Origin of the sequence: Dactylosporangium sp. CA-139114 (assembly GCF_050955725.1) — a bacterium.
GTDB lineage: Bacteria > Actinomycetota > Actinomycetes > Mycobacteriales > Micromonosporaceae > Dactylosporangium.
Genome location: NZ_CP192080.1, coordinates 2,281,514 through 2,303,316, shown reverse-complemented (window position 1 = coordinate 2,303,316; position 21,803 = coordinate 2,281,514). Strand labels below are relative to the sequence as shown.

21 protein-coding genes are annotated in these 21,803 nt (G+C 74.7%); 12 read left to right on the top strand and 9 right to left on the bottom strand.

Annotation, left to right across the window (positions count from 1 at the left end; genetic code table 11):
- Nucleotides 1-12: 12 nt before the first annotated feature.
- On the top strand, nt 13-741 hold the full coding sequence (locus ACQP2P_RS10355; protein WP_433615028.1) for a CTP synthase C-terminal region-related (seleno)protein: 729 nt from the start codon (nt 13-15) through the stop codon (nt 739-741).
- On the opposite strand, the gene ACQP2P_RS10350 is transcribed toward ACQP2P_RS10355, so the two are convergent.
- From ACQP2P_RS10350 to ACQP2P_RS10340, 3 genes are read right to left on the bottom strand one after another with little or no spacing between them, the layout of a single operon-like run.
- Nucleotides 742-1,515 (bottom strand): hypothetical protein, encoded by a 774-nt coding sequence (locus ACQP2P_RS10350; RefSeq protein WP_433615026.1) that lies wholly within the window; start codon nt 1,513-1,515, stop codon nt 742-744.
- Between the two features lie 30 nt (nt 1,516-1,545).
- Nucleotides 1,546-2,682 carry an amidase family protein gene (locus ACQP2P_RS10345; RefSeq protein WP_433615024.1) on the bottom strand — a complete coding sequence of 379 codons (1,137 nt, stop codon included), beginning with the start codon at nt 2,680-2,682 and terminating at the stop codon, nt 1,546-1,548.
- A gap of 20 nt (nt 2,683-2,702) precedes the next feature.
- Nucleotides 2,703-3,563, bottom strand: a complete 861-nt coding sequence (locus tag ACQP2P_RS10340; protein ID WP_433615022.1) for a GDSL-type esterase/lipase family protein — start codon at nt 3,561-3,563, stop codon at nt 2,703-2,705.
- 82 nt (nt 3,564-3,645) lie between these two features.
- Here ACQP2P_RS10340 and ACQP2P_RS10335 point away from each other — a divergent pair, with 82 nt between their 5' ends.
- The 5 genes from ACQP2P_RS10335 to ACQP2P_RS10315 all read left to right on the top strand — a co-directional run bounded on the left by ACQP2P_RS10335 (nt 3,646) and on the right by ACQP2P_RS10315 (nt 7,516).
- Entirely contained in the window at nt 3,646-4,644 is a 999-nt protein-coding gene (locus ACQP2P_RS10335; RefSeq protein ID WP_433615020.1) for an LLM class flavin-dependent oxidoreductase, read from the top strand.
- A gap of 225 nt (nt 4,645-4,869) precedes the next feature.
- Complete coding sequence (locus tag ACQP2P_RS10330) at nt 4,870-5,379, top strand: GNAT family N-acetyltransferase (protein WP_350622824.1); 510 nt, start codon at nt 4,870-4,872, stop codon at nt 5,377-5,379.
- Entirely contained in the window at nt 5,376-5,699 is a 324-nt protein-coding gene (locus ACQP2P_RS10325; protein ID WP_433615018.1) for a DUF952 domain-containing protein, read from the top strand. Before ACQP2P_RS10330 ends, ACQP2P_RS10325 begins: the two co-directional genes overlap by 4 nt.
- Complete coding sequence (locus tag ACQP2P_RS10320; RefSeq protein WP_433615016.1) at nt 5,699-6,562, top strand: septum formation family protein; 864 nt, start codon at nt 5,699-5,701, stop codon at nt 6,560-6,562. The genes ACQP2P_RS10325 and ACQP2P_RS10320 overlap by 1 nt, the downstream gene beginning before the upstream one ends.
- A 126-nt stretch (nt 6,563-6,688) precedes the next feature.
- On the top strand, nt 6,689-7,516 hold the full coding sequence (locus ACQP2P_RS10315; RefSeq protein WP_433615015.1) for a gluconokinase: 828 nt from the start codon (nt 6,689-6,691) through the stop codon (nt 7,514-7,516).
- Here ACQP2P_RS10315 and ACQP2P_RS10310 read toward each other — a convergent pair.
- Nucleotides 7,497-9,269: a thiamine pyrophosphate-dependent enzyme gene (locus ACQP2P_RS10310; RefSeq protein WP_433615013.1), complete on the bottom strand. Its 1,773-nt coding sequence runs from the start codon at nt 9,267-9,269 to the stop codon at nt 7,497-7,499. The two genes, ACQP2P_RS10315 and ACQP2P_RS10310, sit on opposite strands and share 20 nt — an antisense overlap.
- Before the next feature lie 65 nt (nt 9,270-9,334).
- Between ACQP2P_RS10310 and ACQP2P_RS10305 the strand changes: the two genes are divergently transcribed.
- Nucleotides 9,335-10,537, top strand: a complete 1,203-nt coding sequence (locus tag ACQP2P_RS10305; protein WP_433615012.1) for a hypothetical protein — start codon at nt 9,335-9,337, stop codon at nt 10,535-10,537.
- A 78-nt stretch (nt 10,538-10,615) separates the two neighbouring features.
- Here ACQP2P_RS10305 and ACQP2P_RS10300 read toward each other — a convergent pair whose 3' ends face one another.
- Nucleotides 10,616-11,380 (bottom strand): FKBP-type peptidyl-prolyl cis-trans isomerase, encoded by a 765-nt coding sequence (locus ACQP2P_RS10300; RefSeq protein WP_433615010.1) that lies wholly within the window; start codon nt 11,378-11,380, stop codon nt 10,616-10,618.
- Nucleotides 11,381-11,663: 283 nt separating this feature from the next.
- Here ACQP2P_RS10300 and aceB point away from each other — a divergent pair, with 283 nt between their 5' ends.
- From aceB to ACQP2P_RS10280, 4 genes are read left to right on the top strand one after another with little or no spacing between them, the layout of a single operon-like run.
- The gene (gene aceB, locus ACQP2P_RS10295) at nt 11,664-13,223 is read left to right on the top strand and encodes a malate synthase A (protein WP_433615008.1); all 1,560 of its coding nucleotides are present in this window, start codon (nt 11,664-11,666) and stop codon (nt 13,221-13,223) included.
- Nucleotides 13,224-13,252: 29 nt separating this feature from the next.
- On the top strand, nt 13,253-14,707 hold the full coding sequence (locus tag ACQP2P_RS10290; protein WP_433615006.1) for an FAD-linked oxidase C-terminal domain-containing protein: 1,455 nt from the start codon (nt 13,253-13,255) through the stop codon (nt 14,705-14,707).
- A gap of 1 nt (nt 14,708) precedes the next feature.
- The gene (locus ACQP2P_RS10285; RefSeq protein ID WP_433615004.1) at nt 14,709-15,902 is read left to right on the top strand and encodes an FAD-binding oxidoreductase; all 1,194 of its coding nucleotides are present in this window, start codon (nt 14,709-14,711) and stop codon (nt 15,900-15,902) included.
- Nucleotides 15,902-17,089 (top strand): (Fe-S)-binding protein, encoded by a 1,188-nt coding sequence (locus tag ACQP2P_RS10280; protein ID WP_433615002.1) that lies wholly within the window; start codon nt 15,902-15,904, stop codon nt 17,087-17,089. The genes ACQP2P_RS10285 and ACQP2P_RS10280 overlap by 1 nt, the downstream gene beginning before the upstream one ends.
- A gap of 91 nt (nt 17,090-17,180) precedes the next feature.
- Here ACQP2P_RS10280 and ACQP2P_RS10275 read toward each other — a convergent pair whose 3' ends face one another.
- The gene (locus tag ACQP2P_RS10275; protein ID WP_433615001.1) at nt 17,181-17,858 is read right to left on the bottom strand and encodes a hypothetical protein; all 678 of its coding nucleotides are present in this window, start codon (nt 17,856-17,858) and stop codon (nt 17,181-17,183) included.
- 113 nt (nt 17,859-17,971) lie between these two features.
- Here ACQP2P_RS10275 and ACQP2P_RS10270 point away from each other — a divergent pair, with 113 nt between their 5' ends.
- Nucleotides 17,972-19,711 (top strand): ABC transporter ATP-binding protein, encoded by a 1,740-nt coding sequence (locus ACQP2P_RS10270; protein ID WP_433614999.1) that lies wholly within the window; start codon nt 17,972-17,974, stop codon nt 19,709-19,711.
- Between the two features lie 107 nt (nt 19,712-19,818).
- Here ACQP2P_RS10270 and ACQP2P_RS10265 read toward each other — a convergent pair whose 3' ends face one another.
- The 3 genes from ACQP2P_RS10265 to ACQP2P_RS10255 are packed head-to-tail and all read right to left on the bottom strand — an operon-like array spanning nt 19,819 to nt 21,801.
- Nucleotides 19,819-20,394, bottom strand: a complete 576-nt coding sequence (locus tag ACQP2P_RS10265; RefSeq protein WP_433614998.1) for an HdeD family acid-resistance protein — start codon at nt 20,392-20,394, stop codon at nt 19,819-19,821.
- 13 nt (nt 20,395-20,407) lie between these two features.
- Nucleotides 20,408-21,190, bottom strand: a complete 783-nt coding sequence (locus ACQP2P_RS10260) for a DnaJ C-terminal domain-containing protein (protein WP_433614996.1) — start codon at nt 21,188-21,190, stop codon at nt 20,408-20,410.
- 29 nt (nt 21,191-21,219) lie between these two features.
- A complete protein-coding gene (locus ACQP2P_RS10255; protein WP_433614994.1) occupies nt 21,220-21,801 on the bottom strand; it encodes an Hsp20/alpha crystallin family protein in 582 nt (193 codons plus the stop codon).
- Nucleotides 21,802-21,803: the final 2 nt, after the last annotated feature.

The window sequence follows — 21,803 nt, the reverse complement described above, 5'->3', positions numbered from 1 at the left end:
CAGGCTGGGGACATGACGACGACTCGCACCGCCCGCATCGCGCTCGTCGGCGACCGTTCGCCGCACGTGCGCTCCCACACCCGCATCCCGGGGCTCCTCGAGCTCCTCCGCGAGCAGCACGGGATCGCGCTGGACGCGTACTGGATCCCGTCCGAGGACGCCGACGCGGCGAGCCTCGCCGGGTTCGACGGGATCTGGCTGGTCCCGGGCTCGCCGTACCGCTCGGAGGCCGGTGCCCTCGCCGCCGTCCGCGTGGCTCGCGAGCTCGGCATCGCCTTCCTCGGCACCTGTGGCGGCTTCCAGCACCTCATGCTCTGCGTGGCCCGCGACCTGGCCGGCCTGCCGGACGTCGTGCACGCCGAGAGCGACCCGGACGGCGAGCGGCCGCTCATCGTCCCGCTCGCGTGCTCGCTGGTCGGGCACTCCGGCGCGGTGACCTTGCGGCGGGGCAGCCTGGCCGAGCGCGTCTTCGGGGTGGAGCGCTCGGTGGAGCAGTACCACTGCTCGTACGGCCTCGACCGGGCCTACCTGCCCGCGCTGGAGGCCCACGGGCTGCGCTTCACCGGGCACGACGACGACGGCGAGGTGCGGGTGGCCGAGCTCGACGGGCACCCGTTCATGGTGGGCACCCTGTTCCAGCCGGAGCTGGCCGGCGACGGCACGCGGGTGCACGCGGTGATCCGGGCCTTCGCCGAGGCCGCCGTGTCCGTGGGCGCCGCCCGCTCGCCCGCGGCCGTCTAGCTACTTCGTAGGGACGTTGCCCAGGGCGGTACGGCCGATGCGGGCCATGATGTCGTCGAGCTCCAGGGCGTTGAAGCGCTGCCGGTTGTAGCCGTGGAAGGTCAGCATGACGAAGACGTCGCTGTCCACGCACCACAGCCTCGCGTCGGCGTTCTCGCCCGCGGCGTCGACCTTGTGGCCCGCGATCGCCTGCTTGCCGCACTCGACCGGCAGGCGGGACAGGCCGGCGCCGCCCTGCTGGGACTCGTAGCGGGCCACGGCCGACGTGCTCACCTCGACGTACAGCCGCAGCTTGCTCCCGGTCGCCTCCGGGCTGCGCGAGTCGTGCTGGAAGGTGTAGTCGCAGGTGCCGGCCTCGCCCTTGGCGGACTTCTCCAGCGTGCCGCCGAGGTCGGTGCCGAAGGCGTCCTTGTTCAGCAGGGCGCACGGGTCCGTGGGCTGGCGGTGGCTGAGGGAGCCGTCGCCGCCGATGCCGCCTATGCCGTTCTCGATGACGTATGCGGCCGACGAGCCGCCGGCCACGCACAGCGCGAGCAGGCCACCGACGATCGCCAGCAGCACGCCCGTCTTCGGCCGCCACGGCGTGGGCGCGGGCGGCGGCTGGTAGCCGACGGGCTGCTGGTAGCCGACAGGGTGCTGGTAACCAGCGGGCTGCTGGTGACCGGCCGGCGGCGGGAACGGCGCCCCCGAGTACGGCCCGGGCACCGGCGGCTGCGGCTGTGGCTGCGGCGCGAGGTACTGCGGCTGATACGGGTCGAACTGCGGCGACGTCACGAACGGCAGTATGGCAGGCGGGGACCTGGCTCACGGGGCCAGTCGCGGCCCCCCGGCCGGCGGCTCGGCGGCCAGGGCCAGCAGCGCGCGGTCGTGCCCGGGCGGGGCGACGAGCGCGATCCCGGCCGGCGGGGAGGCGCCCGTGGGCAGCGACACGCTCGGCAGGCCGTAGGCGCTGGCCGGCACCGAGCAGCGCAGGATGTCCCGCCGCCAGGCGTCGCGGCCCGCGAGGCCCAGGTCGCGCGCGTGGCCCGGGCCGCCCGCGGGCAGCACCAGCCAGGCCTCGTCGCCGAGGAGGTCCAGCAGCTCGGCCCGCCACGCGGCGAGCCGCGCCCGGGCGTCCGCCTCCTCCGCCGCGCTCACCCCCGCGCCGAAGCGGAAGCGGCCCTCGACGTCGGGGGCCAGCACGCGCGGGTGCGCCTCGACCCATGCCCCGTAGGCGCGCCACGCCTCGGCCGACTGGACCCGGCGGAACGCCAGCAGCAGCGGGTCGGGATCGTCCCAGGTGGACAGGGACGTCTCGCGCACGGGAAGCCCGAGGCGGGCGGCATCCGCGGCCGTGCCGCCGATCGCCAGCAGCCGCCGCGGCGCCGCCACGGGCCCGGGCGGCAGCAGCACCTCCCCCACCGCCGCGAGCGTCGCCGCGTCGCGGGTGATCCAGCCGACGGTGTCGAACGACGGCGCGAGCGGCTGGACGCCCTCGGTCGGCACCGCCCCGTGCGTGGGCCGCAGGCCGAACAGCCCGCAGCAGGAGGCCGGCACGCGGACCGAGCCGCTGGTGTCGGTGCCCAGGCCGATGTCGGCGTGCCCGGTCGCGACGGCCGAGGCCGGGCCGCTCGACGAGCCGCCGGTCACGAGGTCGGGCGCGGCCGGGTTCGGCGGGGCGCCGTAGTGCGCGTTGGCGCCGGAGAGCGAGTACGCGAACTCGTCGGTGTGCGCGATGCCCTGCACGACCGCGCCCGCGGCCCGCAGCCGGGCCACCGCCGGCGCGTCCTCGGCGGCGGGCAGCGCCTCGGCGAGCCAGGCCGGGTTGCCGCCCCCGACGGCGAACCCGGTCACGGCGAAGAGATCCTTGACCGCGAGCCGCATGCCGTCCAGCACACCGTGCCCGGTGGCCGGCGCCAGAGGCATGCCCTTGACCCGCCACACGCTGGGGTCAGCTGTCACGCCGAGCACACTACGCGCATTCACCAGGTTGGCGAACCGGCCCAGGCGGCGGAGGCCAGCGCCGTCTGGCCCGCGGCGTTGGGGTGGAAGAAGTCCTGCGCGGCGACCATGTCGAGGGTGAACCGGACCCGGTGCACGGCCCCGCCGTCGGTGCGGCAGCGCGGCCCGTAGGCCCGGCAGGCGGCGGCCAGCTGCTCGTTGTAGGCGTCGACGCGCTCGGCGAAGGCGTTGCGCCGGGCGACCACGTCGGGCGCGTTCGACGTGGGCTCGGCCAGCAGCGCCGGGCAGAGCCCGAAGTTCCACGCCTGCACCGCGAGCTTGTTGGTGTGCCCGATCTCCCAGAGCCGGTTGATGTCGGGGATGCTCGCGACCAGCACGCGCGCGTCCGGCGCCCGCTGCTTGAGCACCGCGAGCGCCGCGTCGACGCCGCGCCGGAACTCGTCGGCGGGCGTCATGTCGGCCAGACGGCCGCGGCAGGCGTCGTCGGCGCCGATGAGGACGGTGACGTACCGCGGCGAAACCCGCACGGCCTCGACGGCCTGCCCGGCGAGCGCGTCGGCCCGCGCGTTGGCCGCGGCGAAGTTGTGGTTGCCGCCCTTGAGCCCCGGATCGTCCTTGAACAGGCGCTTGTAGTGGCTGTTCACCTTGGTGCCGTCGCCGGTGGCCCAGGAGTTGCGCGGGCACGGGCTCGGCGCCAGGCAGGAGGCGAACCCGTTGGAGATGGAGTCCCCGAGCGCGGCCATGGCGGTGATGCCGCCGGCCGGGCGCGCCGACGCCCCCGGTCGCCCCGACGCCCCCGGCTGCGCCCCGGCCTCGGCGTCGCACGCGATCGCGAGCAGCGCCAGCCCGGCCAGCAGCAGGATCCACCCGCGCTTGCCCACGCTGCGTGCCCAGATGTTGACGATGGGCGACAGTGTACCGGCAGTGGGAATACTGCCGCGCAAGCCGTTGTTGACCTTGGTTGTGAGGGAACTACCGCTTTCCGTGCTCGATGTCGCCCCCGTCGCCGCCAGCGGCTCGACCGGGGAGGCCCTGCGGCACACGACCGAACTGGCCCGGCGCGTCGAGGCGCTGGGCTACCGGCGGTTCTGGGTCGCCGAGCACCACAACATGCCCGCCATCGCGAGCTCCTCGCCGGCCGTGCTGCTGGCCCACCTCGCCGCGGCCACGTCGACGATCCGGGTCGGCTCCGGCGGGGTGATGCTGCCCAACCACGCGCCGCTGGTCGTGGCCGAGCAGTTCGGCACCCTGGAGGCGCTGCACCCGGGCCGCATCGACCTGGGCATCGGGCGGGCGCCCGGCACGGATCAGCACACGGCGCTCGCCCTGCGCCGGACCATGGAGGGGCTCTCGGCCGAGAACTTCCCCCAGGAGCTGCAGGACCTCATCGCCTACTTCGAGGGCGACACCCGCATCCTCGCCTCGCCCGGCAAGGGCTCCAAGCCCGACGTGTGGCTGCTGGGCTCGAGCGGCTTCAGCGCGCAGCTCGCGGGCCTGCTCGGGCTGCCGTTCGCGTTCGCGCACCACTTCAGCGCGCAGAACACGCTGCCGGCGCTCGGGCTCTACCGGCAGCATTTCCGCCCGTCGCAGTGGCTCACGGAGCCCTACGTGATGGTCGCGGTGAGCGCGGTCGCCGCCGAGACCGACGAGGAGGCCGAGTTCCTCTCCGGCCCCAGCGACCTGTCGTTCCTGCGGCTGCGCTCGGGCCGGCCCGAGCCGCTCGCGACGCCGGAGGAGGCGGCGGCGTATCCGTACAGCGCCCGGGAACGCGAGTTCGCGCTCTCCCGCCGCGAGGGCCAGGCGCTCGGCTCGCCCGCGACCGTCCGCCGGCAGCTCACGGACCTGCTCGCGGCCACCCAGGCCGACGAGTTCATGCTGACCTGCATGGTGTACGACATCGAGGCCCGGGCCCGGTCGTTCGAGCTGATCCGCAACGAGGTCGCGCCCGCCCTCACGAAGTAGCGCGCCCGCTCCTTCGTGAGGCGCCCCGGACCAGGCCCCGCCGGCTCGCGCGCCTGAGGTGGCCGACGGGCGCGCCCGGTTCGGCCCGTGCGGTGCCATGCGCGCCCGGCCGCGGGGCGGGTTCGCGCGCCCGGGGTGACCAAGCGGCGCGTCCGCCCGGTAGCGTCACCCGCGAACTTCGGCGAAGATGGCGGGCGATCTTGCTGGTCGAGTGAGGTGGGGCGTGTGAACAAGACCTGGGTGCGGCTGCGGCCGGTGGTCGAGGGGGACCTGGCCATGTTCCGCCGGTTCGCGACCGAGCCGGGCCTCGCCGGTCCCGCCTGGACCGGGTACCACGAGCCGAACGGGCCCGCCCGGCGCTTCGCGCTCGACGGCTACCTCGGCGCCGACGACGGGCGGCTCATGGTCGAGGCGGACGAGACCGCCGCCGGGTTCGTGCAGTGGTTCGCGATCGGGTCGGGCCCGGCGCAGTACTGGGGCGTCGGCATCGTGCTGCTGCCCGAGTGGCGCGGCCGCGGGGTCGGCTGGCGGGCGCAGACGCTGCTGTGCGACTACCTGTTCGCGAGCACGCCGACGCAGCGGATCGAGGCGCGCGTGCAGCCCGAGAACATCGCCGAGCAGAAGGCCCTCGAGAAGGTCGGCTTCCTGAGCGAGGGCATCCTGCGCTCGGCCGAGTTCCGCGACGGCGCCTGGCGCGACGTGCTCGTCTACGGCCGCCTGCGCGGCGATCGATGATCTACAAGATCCTGCTCCCGGCCGAGTGGGCCGGGTTCGAGGCGGCCGGCGTGTTCGCGGGCTCGCCGCTCGACCTCGCGGACGGGTACGTCCACCTCTCCACCGCGGAACAGGTCCACCGCACGGCGACGCGGTTCTTCGCCGGCGTGCCCGAGCTCGTGGTGCTCTCGGTCGACCCCGGGCCGCTGGGCGAGGCGCTGCGGTGGGAGGCCAACGAGCACGGGACGTTCCCGCATCTCTACGCGCACCTCCCGCTGGCCGCCGTCACCAAGGTGCGCCGCATCACCGACGTCGCCGAGCTGCAGGACCTGGCCGACTGATGCGCCGGTTGACGCTCGTGCTCGCCGCGCTTGCGCTGACGGGCGGTTGCGGGGGCGAGGCCCCGCCCGCCACTGCCCCGGGCCCGCCGCCGTCGTCCGCGGCCGCGCTCGCCGAGCCGAAGGCCGGGGACTGCTTCGACAAGCCGATGCGCACCACGCTCTCGCCGCCCGCGAAGGTCGACTGCGCGCAGGAGCACCAGTCCGAGATCGCCGCCGTCGGCACCCTGACCGGGGTGTCGTCCGCGACGCCGCCGCAGCCGAACGACCCGTCGCTCGCGGCGGCCGACGCGGACTGCCGGACGAAGACCGCCGCGTTCCTCGGCACCCCGCTCGGCCGCCACGGCGCCACGCTCGAGATCGGGCTGCCGGCCGACCGGGACTGGCAGACCGGCAGCCGCTGGTACGCGTGCGAGGCGGTCGTCGTCGACGCCGCCCCCGGCCGGGCCGCCTTCGCCACGACCAGGGGCACGCTCGCGGGCGGCCGGACGCCGCTGCCGCAGCACTGCTTCAACCTCGCCAAGGCCGGCACGACCGCGGGCATGACCGAGACCCCGTGCACCGGCAGGCACGCCGCGCAGTACATGGGCGCGGTCCGGGCCGGGTTCGCCGCGCCCGTGCCGGCGGACGACGAGACCTGGAAGCCGTACGCCGCCGCCTGCCGCGACGAGGTCGCCGACCAGATGGGCGTGACGGCCCAGGCGGTCGACGACAAGTGGGGCTACGACGGGTACCGGTCGCAGGAGCTCCACGGCTACGGCGTCACCGTCACGCAGTGCTACTTCGTGCTGTGGCAGGGCCGGACGATGACCGGCTCGGTGGCGGGCACCAGAGGCAACGGGGTGCCGCTGTCCAACGCGCGTTAGCGCCGGCGGCCGTGCGGGCAACGCGCCGTCAGCGCCGGCGGCCGTGCGGGCAACGCGCCGTCAGCGCCGGCGGCCGTGCGGGCAACGCGCCGTTAGCGCCGGCGGCCGTGCGGGTACGGTGTCGCCATGCCAGACGCGCCGCCGGTATTCGTCGTCATGGGTGTCGCCGGCACCGGGAAGACCACCGTGGGCGCGATGCTCGCCGGCCGGCTGGGCTGGACCTACGCCGAGGCCGACGACTTCCACCCGCCCGCGAACGTCGAGAAGATGGCCGCGGGCGTCCCGCTCACCGACGCCGACCGGGAGCCCTGGCTCGCGGCGATCGGACGCTGGCTCGACGAGCGCGCCACGGCCGGCGAGCCCGGCGTCGTCACGTGCTCCGGGCTCAAGCGCGTCTACCGCGACCGGCTGCGCGAGGGCCGTCCGCAGGTGCGCATGGTGTTCCTCGAAGGCTCCCGCGAGCTGATCGCGCGCCGGCTCGCGGCCCGTCACGGCCACTTCATGCGCGTGGAGATGCTCGACAGCCAGTTCGCCGCGCTGGAGCCGCCGCAGCCGGGCGAGGGCGTGACCGAGGTGTCGGTCGAGCCGCCGCCCACCGAGATCGTCGACGCGATCCTGCGCGCCCACCCCGAAGCGCTGCGCGCCGCCACCGCGGTGAGCGGACCGGGGCTACTCGAAGAGGGAGCCGCGGCCGCCGCCCTCGCGGGCACGGGCCCGCCGCCGCAGCTCGACCACGACCGAGTCGGCCAGGGCGCTCGCCGCGAGCACGAGCAGGATCACGCCCAGCCAGGTGAAGCCGGCGGACAGGGCCAGGGCGCCCAGCACCGCGCTGGTGAAGAAGCCGAACACGGCCAGGACGAGGCGGAGGTTCAGGGCGGAGTACGGGTGCCCGAAGGTGCCGCGGGCGCCGCGAGGCTGGGCGCGCATCACGAGGTCATCCCTTCAGCTGAGTGATCTTGTCCTTGAGGATCGTGGTCGCGATGGCGGCGCGGTGGGGCTGGCCGCGCAGGAACGACTCGGCGAAGCGGACCGCCTGCTGATACGTCACCTTCGCCGGCATCGGCGGCTCGTTCGCGTCCACGGCGACGTCGACCACGGCCGGGCCGGCGAACGCGAGCGCGTCGCGCAGGGTCTCCTCCAGCGCGCCGGGCGAGGTCACGCGGGCGCCGAAGCCGCCGCAGCCGCGGGCCCAGGCCGCGTAGTCGGGCGCGGGGTCGCCGAAGCGCACGCCGTACTCGGGCAGGCCGAGCACCATCTGCTCCCACACGATCATGCCGAGCGCGTTGTTGTTGTTGATGACCACCTTGACCGGCAGGCCGTAGCGCGCGGCGGTGTGGAACTCCGCCATCAGCATCGCGAACCCGCCGTCGCCGACGAAGGCGATGCACTGGCGGCCGGGGTACTCGTGCTGCAGCGCGATGGCGTAGGGCAGCCCCGGGGCCATGGTGGCGAGCGTGCCGGACAGGTAGAACTCGCGGCCCCCGACGATCTGCCAGTGCCGGGCGGCCCAGGTGGCCACGGTGCCCGAGTCGCAGCACAGGATCGCGTCGGGGGCGGCCGCCCGGTCCAGGGCCGCGGCCAGGTACTGCGGCGCGATCGGGTCCCGCTCCGGGTTCTCCAGGGCGGCCAGGCCCTCCCGCCAGTCGTGCATCTTCTGCTGGTACCGCTGCAGATGCCGCCGATCGGTGCGCCGCTTCAGCCGGGGCAGCAGCGACTCCAGGGTGGCGGCGGCGTCACCGACGAGCGGCACGTCGGTCGGGATGCGGGTCCCGGCGCGGGTCGCCTCGGCCTCGATCTGGATCACGTGGGCCTGGCCGGGCTCGGGCAGGAACTTCGTGTAGGGGAAGTTGGTGCCGACCATGAGCAGCGTGTCGCACTCGGCCATGAGGTCCTCGCTCGGCGCGGTGCCGAGCAGCCCGAGGCCGCCGAGGGAGAACTGGGAGTCGTCGGGCACGACCATCTTGCCCAGCAGCGACTTCACGATGGGCGCGCCGAGCACGTCCGCGGTCAGCTCGACCAGCGCCCCGGCGCCCCGCGCACCGATGCCGGCCAGGATCGCCGGGCGCTCGGCCACGTTGAGCAGGTCCGCGGCGGCCTGCAGGTCGTCGTCGGCCGGGCGGACCGGGGGCGGGACCCAGACCGGGGACGTGACCGGCGCGCGGACCGGGCCGACCTCCTCGAACGGGTTGTCGCCCGCGGTCGCGACCTGCACGTCGTTGGGCACGGTCAGGTGGGCCACCCCGCGGCGGGCCAGGGCGGTGCGCACGGCGATGTCGACGAGCGCGGGCACCTGGGCGGGGTTGACGATCGGCTCGTTGTACTCGGCCACGTCCTCGAAGAGCCGATCCAGGTGTACCTCCTGCTGATAGCCGGTGCCGAGCACCACGGACTCCTGCATGCCGGTGATCGCCAGCACGGGGGCGTGGTCGAGTTTGGCGTCGTAGAGCCCGTTGGCGAGGTGGATCCCGCCCGGGCCCGACGTCGCCAGGCACACCCCCAGCCGCCCGGTCGCCTTGGCGTGCGCGACGGCCATGAAGGCGGCGGCCTCCTCGTGGTGCACGAGCACGAACCGCACCCGGTCCGCGTTGCGCCGCAGGCCCTCCATGAGCCCGTTGATGCCGTCGCCGGGCAGGCCGAACACGGTGTCGACGCCCCAGGCGGCCAGCCGCGCGATGATCGCCTCGCCGACGGTCGGTTGCTTCGCCATACGGTATGGCTTGCCGAATCCGCCGGGTCCAAACCCGTCGCGGTGATCCGGTACCGTACGGCCACATGGGGATGCTCGACCGGCTCCGCGGCACGCCACAGCAGCGCTTCGCCCGCCGGGTGCTCACCGCGATGCGCGACGCCGGCGTGGTCTCGGCGCGGTACCTGCCCGACCAGTTCGCCATCGAGGTCCGCCGCGACGCGGCCCAGGCCCAGCCGGCCATCGCCTACCTCGGCAACATCTACCGCGAGTGCGAGCGGGCCGGCCGGGCGGAGCGCCGCGAGCGCATCGCGTCGTTCCTCAGCGCCGTCGTGTTCAACCCGGGCGCGCCGGACAGCTGGGAGGAGGTCGCCCCGCTGCTGCGGCCGCTGCTGCGCACGGTCACGTTCGGCACCGGGATGCCCGCCTCCGCGCCGCGGCCGCTGCGCCGGCCGGCGTGGGCGTACCTGGCCGAGTTCGTGGTCGTGGACCAGCCGACGTCGGTGATGTACGTGACGGACCGGCAGCTGCGGGACTGGGGCGTCACCGAGGGCACGGTGTTCGACCGGGCGCGGCGCAACATGGCCGCCATCGCGCGGGCCGGCGGCGGGACGGACGAGGCCCCCGGGCCGCGCCCGCTGATCCGGATGGTCGAGGACGGCGACGCGTACTGGGCCTCGCACCTGTTCGTCGACGGCTGGCTGGCCGCCCAGCGCTCCCGGCTCGGCGGGGTGCCGCTCGCCTTCGTCGCGGACACGACGGGGATGCTGCTCGTCGGCCGCGGGTCCGAGGACACCCCGGAGACACTGGGCAAGGTGTTCGAGCTCGCCGAGCAGGAGTACCGCGACGCGGCCCGCCCGATCTCCCCGATGGCGCTCACGGTCGACGAGACCGGCGCCGTGGTGCCCTTCCTGGTGCCGGCGGGGCACCCGATGTACGGCCTCACGCACCGCACCGAGGTGATCCTCGCGGCCTCGGAGTACGCCGCCCAGGCCGCCCACCTGGAGTCCGACGCGTTCGTGGCCTCGTGCACGAGCGCGCAGCGCCCGGACGGGACGGTCTTCACGGTGGCGAGCTGGGCCGAGGGCGTGGACACGCTGCTGCCCCGGGCCGACTACGTCGCGTTCCCGTCCGACGGCGCCGACCCGTTCTTCGTGGCCTGGGACTCGGTGGCGCGCGAGGTCGACCTGGAGCCGGAGCCGGGCCTGGACCCGGAGCGCTACCGCCTGCGCGAGTGGCCCCACCCCGGCGTGGTGGAGCGCCTGCGCCGGGTGGCGACCCGCCCCTGAGCCACCTCGGCACCCCGCGAACGGCGAAGGGCGGCCCCGGTGTGCCGGGGCCGCCCTGTGCGCGCGGGGAGCCGGGGGCTAGTTGCCCGGGACCTGCAGGCCGCCGCTGCTGTCGGCGGCCTGGATGTCCAGGATGTCGACGTAGAAGCGCAGGTCGCCCTGGGGGTAGCCCTCGGCGTTGTTGTAGGCCTCCTTGACCGGGATGTCCAGGATGACCCGGCTGCCGACCTTCAGGCCCACCAGGCCGCGGTCCCAGCCCTCGATGACCTGGGCCTGCTGGCCCTGCTCGAGCATGCCGACCTGCACCGGGAAGGTCTGCTTGTGCTGCCAGGACGAGTCGAAGACCTTGCCGTCCTTGTAGGTCAGGCCCACGTAGTTGACCACGACGGTGTCGCCGGCCTTGACGGTCTTGCACTTGCCCTGGATCAGGGTCTTGACCGTGCGCACGCCGACACTCGGCTCCGTGCCCGCCTCGGTCTTGGGCTCGTCGGCCAGGCGCTTGTCGAAGCCGCCGAGCAACGGCGGGTAGGCGCTCTGGTCCGGCTTCTTGCACTCCGTCTTCTGCTGCTCGGCGCGGTCGCCGAAGTACCACACGCCGGCGAACGCGCCGCCGATGGCGAGCAGGACGATCACGGTGCCGGCGATGGCCTGGCCGATGCGGCGGCGGCGGGCGGACCTCGCGGCGGCGACCCGCGCGGCGGCGCGCTTCTCGGCCCTCGTCAGCGGGGCCGGGCCCTTGCCCTTGGCCGGCTTCCGCTCCGCTTCCTCGTCCTCGTCGCCGTCCTCGTCGGACCCCACGGCCTCCGCGTCGTCCACACTGTCCGGTTCGTCCGCGGTGTCCACGGAGTCCACCGTGCCCGCAGTGTCCACAGTGTCCGATTCGACCGAAGCCGCATCGTCCGCCGTGGTCGTCTCCTCCGCCTCGACCGCATCCGCCTTCGGCGGGGTGGCCTTGGTCGACCTTGCCGGGCGGCGGTTCCTGCCCCGATCGCTCACGATTCGTCGACTCCCCTGGTGGACGGACCCGCACACAGACGGACCTGAGTTTCGTTCGGCGAAGCTTCCCATACCACACGCCTCGCGGCACGCACCGGGGTAGGCCGCGATATGGCCTAAGGTCGGTCGTATGGGCAACGCTACGGGCGTCGAGATTACCGGACCGCTCGGCGATCGCTTCGCTGAGATCCTGACCGAAGAGGCTCTGAGTTTCCTGGCAGATCTGCACCGCCGCTTCGACGCGCGCCGGCTGGAGCTGCTCGCGCTGCGCCAGGAGCGCGAGGCGGCGCTGCAGGCCGGAGGCACACTGGGCTTCCTGCCCGAGACCCTCGGCGTGCGGGAGGCCGAATGGCGGGTGGCCGAGCCGGCGCCCGGCCTGATCGACCGGCGGGTCGAGATCACCGGGCCGACCGACGCGAAGATGACCATCAACGCCCTGAACTCGGGCGCGAAGGTGTGGCTGGCCGACCACGAGGACGCCAACACGCCGCTGTGGGACAACGTGGTCCAGGGCCAGCTCAACCTGCGCGACGCGGTGGCCGGCACGCTGGCGTTCACGTCGCCGGACGGCAAGGACTACCGGCTGACGGACGGCCCCCGGCCGACGATCGTGGTGCGCCCCCGCGGCTGGCACCTGCCGGAGAAGCACATCCTGGTCGACGGGCAGCGCACGTCGGGCTCGCTGACCGACTTCGGGCTCTACTTCTTCCACAACCACCTCGCCACCAGGCCGTACTACTACCTGCCCAAGATGGAGTCGCACCTCGAGGCCCGGCTGTGGAACGAGGTGTTCGCCTACACCGAGGAGCGCTTCGGCCGCCCGACCGGCACGATCCGGGCCACGGTGCTGATCGAGACCTTCCCGGCCGCCTTCGAGATGGAGGAGATCCTCTACGAGCTGCGCGAGCACTCCGCCGGGCTGAACGCGGGGCGCTGGGACTACATGTTCAGCGTCATCAAGAAGTTCCGCACGCGCGGCCGCGACTTCCTGCTGCCCGACCGCAACTCGGTGACGATGACGGTGCCGTTCATGCGGGCGTACACCGAACTGCTCGTGCGCACCTGTCACAAGCGCGGCGCGCACGCGATCGGCGGGATGGCGGCCTTCATCCCGAGCCGCCGCGACGCCGCCGTGAACCGGGCCGCGTTCGAGAAAGTTTCCGCGGACAAGACCCGCGAGGCCGGCGACGGCTTCGACGGCTCCTGGGTCGCGCACCCCGATCTCGTCCCGGTCTGCCGCGAGATCTTCGACGGCGTGCTGCGCGACCGGCCCAACCAGCTCGACCGGCTCCGCGAGGACGTGAGCGTCACCGAGGCCGACCTGCTCAACGTCGCGGCCACGCCCGGGCGGCGCACGGAGGCCGGGCTGCGCAGCGCGGTGAGCGTCGGCGTGCAGTACCTCGACGCGTGGCTGCGCGGCAGCGGCGCCGTCGCGATCGACAACCTGATGGAGGACGCGGCGACGGCGGAGATCTCCCGCTCGCAGGTGTGGCAGTGGCTGCACAACGGCGTCACGCTCGACGACACCGGGGAGCTGGTGACCCGCGAGCTGGTCGAGCGGATCGCGGACGAGGAGCTGGCCGGGCTCGGTGGCGACCTGAGCGCGGCGCGCGATTTGTTCATGGAGGTGGCCGTGGCCGACGAATTTGTGGACTTCCTGACGATTCCGGCGTACGAACGGATGCCATGAGCGGTCCGGAGCGCAGCGGAGGAGCCGGCATGAGCGTCGATGCGCTCGCCGTGGCCGTGCGGCAGCACCTGCGGCCCGATCAGATCATCACGGACCGGGCGCGGTTGCGGACGTACGAGTGCGACGGGCTGGCCCACTACCGGGTCGTGCCGGCGATCGTGCTGCTGCCGCGCACGGCCGAGGAGTGCGCGGCCGTGGTCCGCGCCTGCGTCGCGCACGGGGTGCCGTTCGTGGCCCGCGGCTCCGGCACCGGCCTGTCCGGCGGCGCGCTGCCCCACGCCGACGGCGCGCTCATCGTCACCTCCCAGCTGCGCGCCATCCGCGAGGTCGCGCCCCAGGACGAGCGGGCCGTGCTCGAGCCCGGCGTGATCAACCTGCAGGTCTCCAAGGCCGCCACGCCGCACGGGTACTACTACGCCCCCGACCCCTCCAGCCAGCAGATCTGCTCGATCGGCGGCAACGTGGCGGAGAACTCGGGCGGGGCGCACTGCCTGAAGTACGGCTTCACGGCGAACCACGTCACCGGCGTGCAGATCGTGACGCCGGACGGGGAGCTGGTGCGGCTGGGCGGGCGGGCTCCCGACGCGCCCGGCTACGACCTGCTCGGCGCGTTCGTCGGCTCCGAGGGGACGCTCGGGATCGCCACCGAGGTGACGGTACGGCTGGTGCGCCTGCCCGAGACCGTGCGCACCCTGCTGGCCGCGTTCACCGGCCCGGACGCGGCGGGCGCAGCGACTTCGGCGATCATCGCGGCCGGCGTGGTGCCCGCGGCCGTGGAGATGATGGACGCCCTGGCGATCGAGGCGGCCGAGGCCGCGGTGCACTGCGGCTACCCCGCCGGGGCGGGCGCGGTGCTCATCGTCGAGCTCGACGGCCCCGCGGCCGAGGTCGAGGCCCAGTTCGCCGCGGTCGAGGAGCTCTGCCGCGCGCACGGCGCGTTCGAGATCCGCATCGCCGCCGACGACGCCGAGCGGGCGCTGTTCTGGAAGGGCCGCAAGTCCGCGTTCGCCGCGGTCGGGCGCATCTCCCCCGACTACATCGTGCAGGACGGGGTCATCCCCCGCACGGCGCTGCCGCAGGTGCTCACGCGCATCGGCGAGCTGGCCCGGGAGCACGGCGTGCGGGTCGCGAACGTCTTCCACGCCGGCGACGGCAACCTGCACCCGCTCGTGCTCTTCGACGAGGCGGTGGCCGGGCAGGCCGAGCGGGCCGAGACGGTGTCCGGGGCGATCCTGGACATCTGCGTCGAGCACGGCGGGTCGATCACCGGCGAGCACGGGGTCGGCGTGGACAAGGCGAAGCACCTGCCGAGGATGTACACCGAGGCCGACCTCGACACCATGCAGCTGCTGCGGTGCGCGTTCGACCCGCGGGGCCTGGCGAACCCGGGCAAGGTGTTCCCGACCCCGCGGCTGTGCGGCGAGGTGCCCGGCCGGCGCAAAGGACCGAACCCCTGGCACGACGCGGGCGTGGAGGTGTTCTGACGTGACGGTCGTCGATGAGATCGCCGGGGTCCCCGCGGCCGCGGTGGCCGAGCCGGCCTCGACCGCGGAGGTGGCCGACGTGGTGCGCGGCGCGGCCGCCGACGAGCTCGCGCTGGTGGTGCGCGGGGCCGGCACGCGGCAGGACTGGGCGCTGCCGCCGCAGCGGCTCGACCTGATCGTGGAGCTGCGCGGGGTGTGCGGCCTGGTCGAGCACGCGGCCGGGGACCTGGTGGCGATCGTGCGCGCCGGGACGCCGCTGCGCGAGGTGCAGGAGGCCCTGCGCCCGGCCGGGCAGCAGCTGGCCCTCGACGAGCCGCTGCCGGGCGCGACCGTGGGCGGCACCGTCGCGGTCAACGCGTCCGGCCCGCGCCGCATGCTCTACGGCACCGTGCGTGACCTGCTCATCGGCGTCACCGTGGTGCGCGCCGACGGGGTCGTGGCCAAGGCCGGCGGCAAGGTCGTCAAGAACGTCGCCGGCTACGACCTCGGCAAGCTCGTCGCCGGTTCGTACGGCACCCTCGGCGTCATCACCGAGTGCGCCTTCCGCCTGCACCCGCTGCCCGCCGCGGCCCGCTACGTCTCGGCCCGCGTGGCCGGGCCCGACGAGGCCGGCCGGGCGGTGGCGTCCGTGCTCGCCGCGCAGGTGGTGCCGAGCGCGCTGGAGGTCGACATGGCCGCCGGGGAGGACCCGCTCACGGTGACCGCGCTCGTCGAGGGGGTGCCGGCGGGCGTCGAGCGGCGCGCCGCCGACCTGCGCAAGCTGCTCGGCGAGGAGACCGAGCAGGCCGAGTCGCCGCCGCCGTGCTGGGGCACCTACCCGTGGGCGCCGGGCGACGTCGGGATCAAGCTCACCTGCGCGTTGTCGCGGGTGCCGTACCTGCTCACCGCGGCCGGCGTCACCGCGCGCCTGCACGACGTGCCGGTGCGCGTGCGCGGCTCGGCCGGCACCGGGGTGCTCTACGCCGGGCTGCCCGGCGACACCGACCCCGGCGTCGTGGCCGGGGTGATCAGCGACCTGCGCGCCGCGACCCGGGCCGGGGCCGGGCACTGCGTGGTGCTGACCGCCCCGCCGCCGGTCCGCGCGCGGGTCGACGTCTGGGGCCACGTCGACGGGCTCGACCTCATGCGCCGGGTCAAGGAGCAGTTCGACCCGGCCGGCACGCTCGCGCCCGGCCGGTTCGTCGGGGGCATCTGATGAGCGACGAGCGGCGGGACCTCATCGGTGACTGCGTGCACTGCGGGTTCTGCCTGCCGACCTGCCCGACCTACGTGCTGTGGGGCGAGGAGATGGACTCGCCGCGCGGGCGCATCCAGCTCATGCTCCAGCAGACCGAGGGCGAGCCGCTGACGCCCGCCATGACCGGGCACTTCGACGCGTGCCTGGGCTGCATGGCGTGCGTGACCGCGTGCCCGTCGGGGGTCCAGTACGACAAGCTGATCACCGAGACCCGCGCGATGGTCGAGCAGGTGCGCCCGCCCGCGGGCCGGGCACTGCGGGCGGCCGTCTTCGCCCTGTTCCCCTACCGGCGCCGGCTGGAGGCGGCGAAGGCGCCCCTGACGGGGTACCGACGGCTGGGCACCCCGTTGCGGCGCGCCCTGCCCGCGACCCTGCGCACGCTGCTGGACCTGGCTCCCCCGGCCCGCCGATCGGTCCGGCTCCCCGCGGTCGTCCCGGCGCTGGGCCGCCGCCGCGCGCGGGTCGGCATGCTCACCGGCTGCGTGCAGCAGGCGTTCTTCCCCGGCGTGAACGCCGCGACCGCCCGGGTGCTGGCCGCCGAGGGCTGCGAGGTGGTGATCCCGCCGGAGCAGGGCTGCTGCGGCGCGCTGAGCCGGCACAGCGGCCGCACCGCCGAGGCCGACCGGTTCTCGGCCGGCCTCGACCGCGTGTTCGCCGACGTCGACGCGCTGGTGGTGAACGCGGCCGGGTGCGGCTCGTCGCTCAAGGAGCACGGGGAGCTGGCCTCGCGGACCCGGGACCTGTCGGAGTTTCTGGTGGAGCTCGGCCCGGTCGCGCCCCGGCATCCGGTGCCGGTGACCGCCGCGTACCACGACGCCTGCCACCTGGGCCACGCCCAGGGCGTGCGCGCCCAGCCGCGGGCGCTGCTGCGCGCCGTCCCGGGCCTGGACCTGCGCGAGATCCCGGATGCGGAGATCTGCTGCGGCTCGGCCGGCATCTGGAACGTGCTGAACCCCGGCCCGGCCGCGGAGCTGGGCGACCGCAAGGCGCGCGACGTGCTCTCGACGGGGGCGTCGCTGCTCGTCACCGCCAACCCGGGCTGCCTGATGCAGATCGCGGCCGCGGTCAGGCGGGCCGGCGCCTCGATCCGCCTGGCCCACACCGCCGAGGTCCTCGACGCCTCGATCCGCGGCGTGCGCCCCTGATCCGCCGCCGATCCACCGCCGGCGGGCCGGACACGACGACGCCGGGGTCGCGCATCAGGCGCGGCCCCGGCGTGGAGTCGTCCGGCGGTGCTCAGTTGGGGCGCAGCGGGCGGCCCTGGCCGTCGACCGGGCGCCCGGCCAGCATCATGATGCCGTCGATGACGAACCACAGCCACAGGCCGGCGGCCGCCAGCCACGGAACGAAGAACAGCAGCCAGCCGCAGACGATCGACGTCCAGCCGACCACCACGCTCAGCACGAGCTGGGTCACGCCGAGCGCGATGTTGCCCGCGTAGAGCCGGCCGATGCCGCCGAGGCAGAAGAACAGGCCCGGCAGCAGCTGCAGCAGGCCGCCGACGAGCTTGCTCTTGTCGGAGTAGGGCTGGCCGGTCAGCGGGTCGTAGGCCGCCACGGTGGCCGGGTAGGCCGCGGGCTGGCCGTAGGCGGCCTGCGGGTATCCGGCGGCCTGGCCGTAGGGGTCGTACGCGCCGCCCGAGGCCGGGGCGCCCGAGACCGGCGGCAGCTGGTAGGCGGTGCCGTAGGGCTGGCCCGAGGCCGGCACGCCCGACGCGGGCGGCGCAGACATCGGGGGCGGCGAGGCGGGCAGCGCGGGCTGGCCGTACGGATCGGACTGTCCATAGGGCACCGGCTGCTGGCCGTAGGGCGGCGGCTGCTGACCGTACGACGGCTGCTGACCGTACGGCGGCTGCTGCCCGTAGGGGTCCGGCTGCCCATACGGATTGGGGGTTCCATACGGTGGCTGCGTCATGACGTGCAGGCTACAACGCCGGTACGCGGATTTTCGCCCCGCTTTCGGGTGTGACGCGGCCGACGTCCGGCACGACTTCCGGACGCCCCGGAGCACCGAAAAGAATGAGCCGCATGGACTTCGACGGCCGCCGTCCGGTGCGCACGATCATGCGCCTGCTCGCGCCGGGCAAGAGGCGACTGCTCCTGGCCACGCTCGCGTTCGCCGTCAAGGACAGCCCCATCTGGCTGCTGCCCCTGCTCACCGCCAACATCATCGACGTCGTGGTGCAGCACCGGCCGATCGCGCAGCTGTGGCTCAACGCCGCCGTGCTCGCCGTGATCCTGCTGCAGAACATCCCGATGCACATGCTGTGGGTGCGCCAGATGAGCCTCATCGTGCGCCACCTCGGCACCGACCTGCGCTCCGAGCTCGCCGGGCGGCTGCAGCAGCTGTCGATCGCGTTCCACGCCCGCGCGGGCGGGAGCCTGCTGCAGACGAAGCTGGTGCGCGACGTGGAGAACGTCGAGCTGATGCTGCAGCAGGTGGCGGCCTCCGGCAGCTCCGCGATCCTCACCCTGCTCGGCGCGCTCACGCTGACCGCCATGCGGGTGCCGCAGTTCGTGCCGCTGTTCCTGCTGGTCGTGCCGTGCACCGCGGCGCTGGTGGCGATGGTGCGCCGCCGGTCCGGCGCGCGCAACGCGGAGTTCCGGCGGCGGGTCGAGGAGCTCTCCGCGCGCGTGGACGAGATGGCCCACCTCATGCCGATCACCCGCGCCCACGCGCTGGAGCAGGAGGCCGTGCACCGGCTGCGCGGCACCGTCGAGGACGTCCGCACCGCGGGGCTGCGCCTGGACATGGTCAACGGGCGGTTCGGCGCGATGTCCTGGGTGACCTACCAGCTGCTCGGCGCGGCCTGCCTGGTCGGCGCGGGCTGGGCCGCGTGGACGGGCGCCGCGCCGGTGAGCGCGGGCGACGTGGTGCTGCTCAGCACGTACTTCGCGGTGCTCACCAGCTCCGTCATCGGCCTCTTCGGCCTCGCCCCCATCGTGACCAAGGGCCTCGAGTCGATCCGCTCGATCGGCGAGGTGCTCGGCGCGCCCGACCTGGAGCTCAACGAGGGCAAGGAGCGCGTCGGCGCGGTGCGCGGCGAGATCGTGCTGGAGGGCGTCGGCTACCGGTACCCGGAGTCGGGCGCCCCGGCGCTGACCGGCATCGACCTGGCCGTGGCCGCGGGCGAGACGATCGCGTTCGTGGGGCCGTCCGGCTCCGGCAAGTCGACGATGCTGAACCTGCTCATCGGGTTCATCCGGCCGAGCGAGGGCCGGGTCCGCCTCGACGGGCGGGACATGCAGGAGATCGACCTGCGGACCTACCGGAGGTTCGTCTCCGTCGTGCCGCAGGAGCCCGTCCTGTTCGACGGGACGATCTGGGAGAACGTGACGTACGGCCGCCGCGACCTGGACGAGCGGACCGTCACGCGGGCCCTGCGCGACGCCAACGCGCTGGGCTTCGTGGAGGACCTCCCGCACGGCTGGGACACGATGGTCGGCGAGCGCGGCGCGCTGCTCTCCGGCGGGCAGCGGCAGCGGCTCGCGATCGCCCGGGCGCTCGTGCGCGACCCGCGGGTGCTGCTGCTGGACGAGGCGACCTCGGCCCTGGACAGCGAGTCCGAGGCCCTGGTGCAGGAGGCCCTGGCGCGGCTCATGCGCGGGCGCACCACGTTCGTCGTCGCGCACCGCCTCGCCACGATCCGCAACGCCGACCGGATCGCCGTGCTGGCCGGTGGGCGGCTGGCGGAGCTCGGCACCCATGCCGACCTGCTCGCCCGGGGCGGCCTCTTCGCCCGCCTGCACGGGCTCCAGTCGGTCTGAGGCCGGCCCGCGGGGACACGACTCCACTGTGGACACCGACCGGCCCGGGGCCGGGCCCCGCGCACGGCGCGCGGCCCCGCCCGGTTGACACCACCACGCGGCGACGGTCAGTGCGCGGCCGCCATCCGGCCCCGGCCCGTGCCCTGGTGCAGCAGCTGGTACGCGGCCACGATCAGCAGCACGCCGCTCACGATCGCGTACACCCCGATGGCCCAGGCGATGGCCAGCGCCCCCGCGGTCGGGCGGACCATGATGAACAGGCCGGCCACGATCGCCAGGGCGCCGATGAGGGCCATCGACCAGCCGCCGTGCTGGCGGGTCGCGAGCCACAGGTCCGCCAGGCCCGTGACGACCGCCCAGACGCCGACCAGGATGGCGAGCGCCACCGCGGTGACCCCGGGCCAGGCGATCGCGAGCACGCCGAGGATCAGCCCGACGAGCCCGGCCACGCCGCGGGCCACCCGCGGGCCGGTGCCGTCCGCGAATCCGGTGACCGGGTTCGACGGCCCGGGCGCCGGGCGGATCGCGTGCACGATCTGCTCGATGCCGGTCACGATGGCGAAGACGCCGAACAGCAGGGCCAGCGCGATCACCGTCACGCCGGGCCAGATGACCGCGAGGATGCCGAACACGACGGCGAGGACGCCGCGGATGCCCAGCAGCCAGGCTTCCCTCTTGAGCATGGGATCCCCTCTCTCAGGCTGTTTCGTCTCGGGGGTCGAACGGCGACTCGCGGGCCAGCGAGCCGAACAGGGCGCGCTCACCCGGGGTGAGGCGCTCCGGCACGACGATGCGCAGCTCCGCGAACAGGTCACCGGGCGCGCCGCGGGGGTTGGGCAGCCCGTGCCCGCGCAGCCGCACGCGCCGGCCCGACGACGAGCCGGCCGGCACCTCCAGCCGCACGTCGCCACCGGGCAGGCCGACGGGGACCACGGCGCCGAGGGCCGCCTCCCACGGGCTGATGGGCACCGCGACCCGGACGTCGCGCCCGGCGACCCGCAATCGAGGGTGGGGCGCCAGGTGGACCTCGAGCAGCAGATCTCCCGCGACGCCGCCGCGCACGCCGGGCTCGCCGCGCCCGGGCAGCCGCAGCCGCTCCCCGTCGGCCACGCCGGGCGGGACGTGCACGTCGTACTGCCGCGGCCGCCCCGCCGGCCCGGCCACGGTCACCCGCCGCCGGCCCCCGGTGTAGGCGACCTCGACGCCGACGGTGACCTCGGCCCGCAGGTCGGCCCCGCGCGCGCCGCGGAAGAGCCAACTCGAGAGGTCGACGTCGCCGCGTGGGCGGGTCCGGCCCCGGGTGACGAGCCAGCGGTACGCCGCGCTGATCTCCTTGAACCGCTCCTCCGCGCCCGGTTCGGTGCTGACGTCCGGGTGGTGTCGGCGGGCCAGGCGCCGGTACGCGCGCTGGATCTCCTCCCGCCCCGCCCCCCGGGCCACGCCGAGCACCGCGTAGGGGTCGCGGGTCGCGGCGGCCACGACGGCCGTCCCCGCGCCGCGGCCGCGCCTCAGACCGTCGCGCTGCGGCCGACCTGCCCGGTGCTGCCCACGCCCGTGGAGCCGACCTGCTGGCTCGCCGGGCCGGGACGCCCCTGGCCCTCCTTCATCTGCTTCGCCTGCGCGGCCGGGGTGTCGGGCACGCCGGGCCGCACCTCCGAGCGCTCCTCGCGGCGCTCTTCGCGGCGCTCCTCCCGGCGCTCGTCGCGGCCGTGGATCGCGATCCGGCGGGCCTGCCGTCCGGCGGTCTTGGGCGCGATGATCGTGAGCACCCCGCCCTCCAGGTCGGCCGCGACCGCCTCGGCGTCGACGTCACCCGGCAGGGCCACCAGGTACTCGAACTCGCCCGTCCGCCGCGCGTGGTGGCGCAGCGTGCCGGTGCGCTCGGGCTCCCGGATCGAGCCGTAGACCCGAAGCTCGCTGTCGCGCAGCTCGATCTCCACGTCGCCGGGGGCCACCCCGGGCAGGTCCAGGTCGATGCGGAACGCCTCGCTCGTCTCCTCGATGTCGACGGGCGCGCCGCTCGTCACGGGCAGGCCCAGCGCCGGATACATGCCCAGCGACCGGCGGGGACGGGTGACCAGCAGTGTCATGG